This is a genomic window from Catenibacterium sp. RTP21428st1_D7_RTP21428_210409 (assembly GCF_040227455.1).
In the GTDB taxonomy this organism is placed as follows: Bacteria; Bacillota_I; Bacilli_A; order Erysipelotrichales; family Coprobacillaceae; genus Catenibacterium; species Catenibacterium mitsuoka_A.
Genome location: NZ_JBEHVX010000095.1, coordinates 1 through 8,512, shown reverse-complemented (window position 1 = coordinate 8,512; position 8,512 = coordinate 1). Strand labels below are relative to the sequence as shown.

General features: G+C 35.2%; 9 protein-coding genes and 1 pseudogene. 1 reads left to right on the top strand and 9 read right to left on the bottom strand.

Features of this window, described 5'->3' with window-relative positions; all coding sequences use genetic code 11:
* Positions 1 to 156 precede the first annotated feature (156 nt).
* Positions 157 to 483: a winged helix-turn-helix transcriptional regulator gene (locus tag ABUA27_RS11050; RefSeq protein ID WP_129982284.1), complete on the bottom strand. Its 327-nt coding sequence runs from the start codon at positions 481 to 483 to the stop codon at positions 157 to 159.
* Positions 484 to 628: 145 nt separating this feature from the next.
* On the opposite strand from ABUA27_RS11050, the gene ABUA27_RS11045 reads away from it, so the two are divergent.
* A complete protein-coding gene (locus ABUA27_RS11045; RefSeq protein ID WP_349820717.1) occupies positions 629 to 982 on the top strand; it encodes a cupin domain-containing protein in 354 nt (117 codons plus the stop codon).
* Between the two features lie 314 nt (positions 983 to 1,296).
* Here the strand turns inward: ABUA27_RS11045 and ABUA27_RS11040 are convergent, their stop codons facing one another.
* The 8 genes and pseudogenes from ABUA27_RS11040 to ABUA27_RS11005 form a co-directional block, all read right to left on the bottom strand.
* The gene (locus ABUA27_RS11040) at positions 1,297 to 1,701 is read right to left on the bottom strand and encodes a GNAT family N-acetyltransferase (RefSeq protein ID WP_349824022.1); all 405 of its coding nucleotides are present in this window, start codon (positions 1,699 to 1,701) and stop codon (positions 1,297 to 1,299) included.
* 427 nt (positions 1,702 to 2,128) lie between these two features.
* Complete coding sequence (locus ABUA27_RS11035; RefSeq protein ID WP_349820716.1) at positions 2,129 to 2,626, bottom strand: hypothetical protein; 498 nt, start codon at positions 2,624 to 2,626, stop codon at positions 2,129 to 2,131.
* A 73-nt stretch (positions 2,627 to 2,699) separates the two neighbouring features.
* Complete coding sequence (locus ABUA27_RS11030) at positions 2,700 to 2,987, bottom strand: recombinase family protein (protein WP_349820715.1); 288 nt, start codon at positions 2,985 to 2,987, stop codon at positions 2,700 to 2,702.
* Positions 2,988 to 3,403: 416 nt separating this feature from the next.
* Positions 3,404 to 5,347, bottom strand: coding sequence for a GmrSD restriction endonuclease domain-containing protein (locus tag ABUA27_RS11025; protein WP_349820714.1), 1,944 nt, complete (start codon positions 5,345 to 5,347; stop codon positions 3,404 to 3,406).
* A complete protein-coding gene (locus tag ABUA27_RS11020) occupies positions 5,340 to 6,659 on the bottom strand; it encodes a DUF262 domain-containing protein (protein WP_349820713.1) in 1,320 nt (439 codons plus the stop codon). Before ABUA27_RS11020 ends, ABUA27_RS11025 begins: the two co-directional genes overlap by 8 nt.
* Before the next feature lie 45 nt (positions 6,660 to 6,704).
* Positions 6,705 to 6,893, bottom strand: coding sequence for a DNA-binding protein (locus ABUA27_RS11015; protein ID WP_129982042.1), 189 nt, complete (start codon positions 6,891 to 6,893; stop codon positions 6,705 to 6,707).
* Between the two features lie 476 nt (positions 6,894 to 7,369).
* The gene (locus ABUA27_RS11010) at positions 7,370 to 8,074 is read right to left on the bottom strand and encodes a hypothetical protein (RefSeq protein WP_349820712.1); all 705 of its coding nucleotides are present in this window, start codon (positions 8,072 to 8,074) and stop codon (positions 7,370 to 7,372) included.
* 12 nt (positions 8,075 to 8,086) lie between these two features.
* Positions 8,087 to 8,309: pseudogene (locus tag ABUA27_RS11005) on the bottom strand (helix-turn-helix domain-containing protein).
* Positions 8,310 to 8,512 lie beyond the last annotated feature (203 nt).

Here is an 8,512-nt window from a genome sequence, read left to right as displayed (position 1 = left end):
ATTTAGTATCTAAAAACACTTTAATTATCTAACATGATGAGGTCTATTTCTATCCACTATATTATTTGGCGCTTACGTAAGATCTTTTTATGCCATTATATGTAAAAATAAGATCCTCACCACTAGAACTAAATTCAGTGATGAGGATTCTTAGGTTTAATCAACAATCGTCTTATAATAATTACCGAAATCTGCCAATGCATCAATAATCGGCATCATCTCTTTTCCAAGATCTGTCAGTCCATAATCAACTCTTGGTGGATTCTCATGATAATCATTTCTATACACAAGGCCATCATCTATCATCTGCCTAAGACTATCAGTTAGTACTTTTTGAGAAATTCCATCTAAATCTCTTTGAAGTTCATTGAATCTCCATGGACGACTTTTTAAATTTCTTATGATCAATAACTTCCATTTACCACCAATTAAAGACACTGATGTTGCAACAGGACATTCTGGAAGTTCCTTTTTTGTCTTCATATGCAGTCACCTCATTTCAAAAATATTATAGTATATTCATTTTATTGTGTACAGTTACAAAAAGGTGCGTACTTTTTTTAGAGTGTATAAATGATTATACTATACTCAAGCAACAAGGTTGCAAATAAAAATGGAGGTAATTCAAATGTCAAACTATACAAAAACCAATGTAGGTAATGAAAGTCGTACAGAACTTCATGAAGCACTTTCTTTAACCGGTGCTGAAGTAAGTATTAATTCTCTTCCTGCTGGTGCAGGTGTTCCTTTCGTTCATTCTCACAAAAATAATGAAGAAATCTATGGAATTATTGCTGGAAAAGGAACTGCTATCATTGATGGAGATACTGTTGAAATTACTGCAGGTGACTGGTTAAAAATCAGCCCTGCAGCAAAGCGTCAATTCTTTGCTACAAGTGATTCAAGTATCACTTATATATGCATTCAGGTGAAAGAAAACTCACTTGATGGATTCACAGTTGATGATGCTGTCATCTATTAAAAGTGTCACATATCTGGACAAACCCCTTCCATCCATGATGAGAGGGGTATTTTTTTAGGAGATCTCCACTTTTTCCTGATAATATAAAGAATTAAGGAATGCCCTTCCGTTTCCAAGTATAAGATACTTCATTTTGAAAATGTCCTACATATTCAAGTCTAGTATGCTCGTTATTTCAGTAATTTTCATTCATAGTCACAGTTTTAAATTATTTGTTGATCCTTATGATTTTGAAGATTCCAAGTCCCATATGCATCAAATTAAAAATAGCATACGAGTATTCTTCACAAGCAAACATATCGCAATAATTGCCTTCAGTAAAGTCTTATTTCATAACCATACTCCTGCAATACAAAACCATCATCAAATACCTCATTGTAAACACCATTAACCTTTACAAACTCTTTTTTAGTATACAGTTGAATTGCTGGTATATTTATATCAACCACAAAAAGTCTAAGAAATTCAGCATCAAGTGTTTTGGCAATTTCTTTTGCTTTATCAAGCATTAGACTACCAATACCTTTTTTTGAATATTTAACATTTACACCTAATCTGTCAATATATACAGCTTTTGCATGATTATCATTCCATTTAACTGCAGTTTCTCCTGAGTTTGTATTAGACAAAACAAATGCTGATACTATTTCTTCATTGTTAAGCAAAATATAGAGTTGATTATTTTTTATATCTTCCTCAAAAAATTCACATGGATAAATATCGTCCTAAATCTGAATTTTCTGTTTATTCATGTTTTGAATAATTTGTTTATACATATCTTTTAACTGTGGCAAATCTTCCATGACAGCTTGTCTAAAATCCATCTTATCACCTCTTCAAATTCCGATTTATCACTCTGCTATACGACCACATAGACTGCATTTATACAGAATAACGATACATTAATAGTCATCGCTATCAATGGTTGTTTACGAGCTTACCTTATGGATGTCTCAAGTTATAATAATTAACTTCTCTTCATTGATATGATATCACTTTTAGATAAAATAAAAAACTAGAATTATTACTGTAATAACTTCTAGTTCTAGAATACGAAATTGTAGGTTTTCCATCATGATGTTGTGTTTTACCTACATTTTTATTTTATCCTTTGCAATTTAAAGCTACGAATCTGCTGGCGGAAAGTTACTTTTCTATATTTTCCTGCCCTAATTGATCAATCAAGTCCATCACACGTTTTGTCTCATATCTTTTTTTACGAGCTTTTGCCTTCTTCATCTCTTTCTTATGTCGTTTAGTTCCTTTTTGAGAATTAGGTTTACTTTTAGCTGAATATTTTACAGGATTTTTCTCCCTGTAAAAATCATGCGCAATTATGTACTCAAGATATTCAACAATAGTGTTCCGTCTGCATGACTGCGAATGATAATTCGGAATCAGAGCGTTAGGATTGTCAATCTCATCTGTTTCCATTTCATTGCGATGATAAAGAAACATGGATTTCTTCTGTCCGTTAGTGATTATCTTCCAAGTACTGACAGGGGTTTCTATCACTAACGCTTTCCCCTGTAGAAAGCATGAAATGAAATTTTCCATACAAATGTTCATTATCGCATCTTCTTCCTGATGGTAATACTTCCATATAGGAGCTGTCTCATCAACACAAGCTAGTTCTTCTTCCATATTACGTTGTTTTATCAGAAAATATTCATTATAGCAATCACCTCACTCTTTTTATTGCAGTATATCGTAATACCTAACAGTAGTGAACCCTCAGCATTTCTTCTACAGAGCGTTTTGGCCAGTTATCTTTGCCTGTTGAAGATTTAATATTTCTATCTTTAAGTTCCTTAACAATACCTAATATTCTTTTACCACCAAGATACAAATCAAAAATCAACTTAACAACTTCTGCCTGTTCTTTATTGATTACAAGATCACCGTTCTCGTCCTTACCTCGCGCTTTGAATTCTTCCATATCCTTAAATACAAACATAGCCGATTTCTTTACATCATTATCAGGCACCGAACAGATAGGAAACATCCAAACTTTACGAGGAACTCATCCTCGCCAGGCTGAGTTTCGGTTTGAGGTTTATCAACAAGCTCTATCCTTCCGCAGTACACATACTCGCCTGCATCCATTACTTCGAAATGGTGGACATCGAAGCCAATTTAACCGCATGCTGCAAGCGTAGCATTCTAGGCCCAATTATTATCCTGGTCTCCATCTTTATCCATACCAGTGTAATGAAGATCTCCACCAATTCACTTATCGTGATAGATTCCTTTTGTGTAGTCTGAGACAATAACCAAAGTATTCGTAGTCTTTGAACATCTCACCATATTCCCGCATTTGAATATATCAACAATATCTGCCCTTTTTTAGTATTTGCCCTATTTTTAATCCATGATTAAATGCTATAATGCACCTCCAAATTTAATAAACTTTCTAGAAATTCATTCTTCTTCCGGATAACACGCTCTACAAAGCATGTCAATCATATGTTCCTCGTGCTCCTTATACAGAGAATCTTTCCAGTACAGACTAGCAGCCTTGCCGTCACCCTTTTCAGTAAGTTCACTCATTAATCGAAGTTTTATACTGCCCTTCGAAATCATTTCCTTAAACGTGCTCTTCTTGGCTTCCGGTGACATGTTAGAAAACTTCGAATTTACGTTTCTCTGAATAATACAGAGGTTTCCAAATTGATCCACTCCATCCGTCCACGATTCGAAAGTTCCTTCTGATGGATTCTGTGGATACCAATGTTCCACTGAATTTCTAAATTCAAATGTAAAGTCGTCGTACTTTTTTGGCTCGGACATCCACAGAAGGTAATCCAAATAATTAAATACAATATGAGGAGTATTTACTCCCATTGCGTATACACCATCTTCGCAAACATCAAAGAACTGTTCACGCACTGCATTCTTTGCAATCTCCTCAATAGCATCACTGAACTCAGACAAATCATTGCTCAGAGCATTTGAATAGTTATCTTTAGAAAGCCAAATCAATAGCTGTGTTATCCAGTGCATTACTTTTGGAGAAGTATAAGAAACACGCAGCGCTGACTGAAGCATTATGTTTCGCTTGTTGCGATCGTTACTTCTCTTTTCCTTGTTATGCTCTCCTTTTCGAGTAAACAAGGTATTTCGATAATATGGTTTCTTTTTGGATTGCTGGCCGGAAACATAAAGTGATTTGAGACTCCATTCTCCGTCGGCATTCTCGTTCGTATACTCTCTTTTTATAATGTACTTATCGAACAAGAACCTTGTCCGCAAAAGACAAATAATAAACTCTCTTGAAAAGGTCTCTTTGTTATCTGCAATTCTGCCCTTATCATTCACTCCATATGTCGTAACACGATTAAAGCTTTCGATGAGTTTCTTATCGTCGAGCAATTCATCTATGATCTTTGATCCAGCATTTTCATGTGAAATGCCTTTAATCGCAATATAAACCTTCAATGTATGGATGAGAAAATACGGGAACTCAATAACACTTTCAAATCTTACTCGGATATCATCATCCAAATACCCATCGTCAGTATCCACCTGGAAATCAACATTTATGATTTCCTCTATAGTGTGGCCAACACCATTCAGGGAATTTTCTTTGATTTCTTTCTTATAGTTAGTCCAACTCTTCGGAGGCATATCATTCCAGTACTCTCCGAAAATAGCCTCACGTACTTCGTTTCCCTTACTGATAAAATGCATCTGAATATAACCGGTCATGTCACTGCAGGCATCCCAGATCTTAGCAAATATTGCTTTGTCTTTTTCATCTTTGAGATAGCTCATCAGTGTCGCCTTCAAAATATCGTGCTGCTCAAGCTGCTCGCCACGAGTATTCATAATCTCAAAATAGCGATTCAGATCCGTGTTTTCTGGCACTTCTATCCGATAAACAACTACATGTGAAAGTTTTTCACAAAATTCGTCTTTATCAAATCCTTCCCTCTGCATTTCCTGCATAAGGATTTTTATACCACTCTGAATACCAGACTCAATTCGATCCATATCCAATTTACTGAGGTTCATCTGAATCAGTTCCTGAATGTTCTGAAGGGTATAATTCGATTTATCTCTACAGGCAAATGTCAAAGTATTCTGCACTTCATAGCCAAGGCAATTCAACAAAAGATACAGTGACGTCAAGCGCTGCTGCCCATCTACGACCTCGAACTTATTTCCCTGTCTTGAAACAATCAATGCACCAATGTAATAACTCGCATCATCAGCAACATCGTTGATGTCCTCAATCAACTGGACAAGCTGCTTATCCTCCCAGGCATACGCACGCTGATAAAGGGGAATAATATACTCCATATCGGTATCAAAGATATTGTTGTCATCACCGACAATATGAAGTTCAGTAACTAAATCACTCATTTAACACCTCCATCAATCCATTCATAATCTTTAGTTTCTTATAAAGATCGTTCCACTTATCATGATTAGCTCTGTCCGGATCTCGCTTTACCTTTATCTGCAGACTGGAAATCTCATTATGCAATCGAGCAAAACTGATCTTTGAGAACATCGCAACTGCATTTGTATATCTAGAGTTGTCATCATCGCCAATGGCATATTTATTGATGCTATCGAACCCTAAGTTTTCCATATCTACTCGAATCATAAAAGCCCAGGTGAATAACTTCTTTACCGCCATTTCATCAAAGTTGTGGAACTTATCATAATAGCAAAGCAACGCGCAATAAAACAGGTTGCGAGCATAGACAAAACCTGCAGATCCATATTTTACAGAGTCCATTTCTTTAATACTAGATACTTCTTTGCCATTGCAGATAATAGACTTAATTTCCGCAAAATCTTGATTATTAAATATTTCTTTCTTAATATCGTGTATCAAGTATAGGTAATGATCTACCATTTCAAAAAAATCATTTCCTGAAATAAATGTCTCCGTAATTTGGAAACATGGCATTGCTTTACTTGCACGTCTTGCATATGAATACGTTGATGATTCCGGTATACCTTTATAAGTATCAATTTCCTTTGCCGTAAAAGGCTTGCTTTTTAATCCGCGTGACCAGTTCCAAACAGGGAACAGAAACAAATCGAAAAGCTCTCTAATTTGATTTGTGTCTTTTGATTCCCACTTAGTAACCGCATGTTCCATCTCATATGGATACTTTTTCATCTCTCGCAGATGATATGCTTTCAATAGGTCATGCGGATCAAGAGACTTTCCTCTGGTATTCTGTGAATCAAATAACTGAAAAGCCTCAGATACCTTTTCGACACTGATTACCACAACCTCTAATATTTCATCAAATGCACGAATAAAATTCTTCTTATCATCTTTATTCTTTAGTGAAAACCATTCGCGAATGAACATATAATTATCATGGATATTAGTTTGAGTTATTTTATTGGAAAATTTCTTCTTGGAAATAGGACACTTAACCCCTGTCTCTATGCATTGTTTTATAAGAAGAAGTGATATTATCCTCTGTTGTCCATCCACAACATCAAATATTCCATGTTCATTCTCATGAAGAATAATGGTTCCTACCCTGTACTTGAAGGGAGTTCTATACAGTCCTGCTTGATTGATTGCTGTACTAATATCACCAAGAAGCTCCTCAATATTTTGAATCGTCCACTTGTATGGCCTTTGATAGTCAGGAATATCAATCTCCATCTTTAGTAATTCATTTATACTTTTTATCTCAGCCATATCTATATCCACCTACACTTAAATAGTTTTATCACGCTCTGCATCTTATTTTTCCTTAATGTATTTTCCACTCTTGATACGCTCATCATTGGGTTTTTCTGCATCAGCCGGAATAGCCCAATAGGAACCAATCTTTGTTGCACCTGGAATTCTATTTTCTGCACATAAAACTTGTATTCTTCTGATGGAGATACCCCATTTTTCAGATGTTTGTCGTATTGATAAATATTTCATATAGTCCTCTCTTATAATACAAATAACACACAATCCAATTTAACGATATTATATTCCAAACCACGAATAAAATCAATCTAAAAAAGGCAGCCAAGCCTAAGCCTGCTACCCTTGCAAATTCTTGTTATCTCAGAATATCCAATACATTGCTTGCTATGAAACAAACTTTGAACCTATCCTCATAAATCTTTATTTCTTGAATATACTTTCTGCCATCGTGTTGTACGTCACTTTAAATGTAAATTGATTCTTCAAATTATTTGAATCGTATTATTCGTATTCAGTTAGTGAAGATTTCATTAATCCAATAAATTCAGGAAACTGTGCAAGCACTTCTTTGGCCACTTAAGGACGAAGTTCGCCTATCTTTGATGCAAAACTAATCACATCACCTTTTGATATATTCTTAAAATCAGTTCTCTGCATCATAGCAAGAACATCCGTTTCCATTGGTGTATATTCCATGATTCTACCTCCTAGTGAGCTGTCTGTATTCTCTTATTTGTATCCAACTCCAAACCAACCTGCCAAAATCCCATATCAATCATCTTCATCTGTGGATATGGCATACCTTCAACTTTCATTTTCTCTCTAACTGGTTCAAATCGAGCGGAATTTTTTTCGTAAAAATCGACAAGCTGCATAATGGATTTCAAGTTGTAATTACCGGTTGCGACCTTCTGATTCTTTATTCCTGCAATAAAATATCTATCATATGCTGGAACACAGCCAAGTGTTCCCATAAGTATTTTCGTGATTAGTGTAAAAGATAACTGATTTTTCAGTTCTTGTCCTTTTACTTTGTGCCTGATTTTATCGTAATACTGCTCTAAAAACGAATTTATATCCTGCAGTAACTTTTGGTTGCTATCATCTTTGAAACCGATACAGTCAATTCCAGCTAAAATATCATATTTTTCATTTAACAGTTCTTTTACTACTGGAATATGTACTTTATAATCCTTTTGTAGCAAAAATGATGAGCCACGATACATTCCCCAACTTGCTAAATAAAAAGCTAGTTGTAAACTCAGATAATCATAATCAATCTCTTGGCTCCCTCGTGCTTTTATGAAATGTGGATAGCAGTGTTCCCAAGAACGATATCGACCATTCTCATCAACCTTCAAATCATTATAAAATTCTGTTGATGATTTAATAATCAGATCCACAGTATCCATGCTACTCACCGCCTATTCATTACTTGTTTTTATCTGTTCTCTATCCGGGAAGATAGATGATTGCTCAAAGGGAACTTCCATCACATCAGCTATCTGTTTCAACTCCTCAAGAGTAACTGTATCTCATATCAGTTTCTTACCAAAGTTCTGTGGATTCTGCCCTATCCGTCTGGCAAATTCCAAAAGACTTATATTTTTTATTACATAATTCTTTAATCATATCGGATGTCTTCATCATTATCCTACATGTCTAAAAAGCACCTCAACTTATTACACTATAAACCATTTGGTTGATATTTTCAATTCTAGCACAGTTCCACTCTGTAAATTTTATGTAAATAACAAAAACACCCTGCATTGCTGATGCGCCCCTGTCAAGTAGACAGGTGAAATAATTAAAAACATGTACCCATGCCAGCCACGTAGTGGCTGGCATTT

Coding starts and splice junctions, on each gene's coding strand:
- ABUA27_RS11050 (WP_129982284.1), bottom strand. CDS start 483: ATGAAGACAAAAAAGGAACTTCCAGAATGTCCTGTTGCAACATCAGTG.
- ABUA27_RS11045 (WP_349820717.1), top strand. CDS start 629: ATGTCAAACTATACAAAAACCAATGTAGGTAATGAAAGTCGTACAGAA.
- ABUA27_RS11035 (WP_349820716.1), bottom strand. CDS start 2,626: ATGGAAGAAGAACTAGCTTGTGTTGATGAGACAGCTCCTATATGGAAG.
- ABUA27_RS11030 (WP_349820715.1), bottom strand. CDS start 2,987: ATGTTTCCTATCTGTTCGGTGCCTGATAATGATGTAAAGAAATCGGCT.
- ABUA27_RS11025 (WP_349820714.1), bottom strand. CDS start 5,347: ATGAGTGATTTAGTTACTGAACTTCATATTGTCGGTGATGACAACAAT.
- ABUA27_RS11020 (WP_349820713.1), bottom strand. CDS start 6,659: ATGGCTGAGATAAAAAGTATAAATGAATTACTAAAGATGGAGATTGAT.
- ABUA27_RS11015 (WP_129982042.1), bottom strand. CDS start 6,893: ATGAAATATTTATCAATACGACAAACATCTGAAAAATGGGGTATCTCC.
- ABUA27_RS11010 (WP_349820712.1), bottom strand. CDS start 8,074: ATGGATACTGTGGATCTGATTATTAAATCATCAACAGAATTTTATAAT.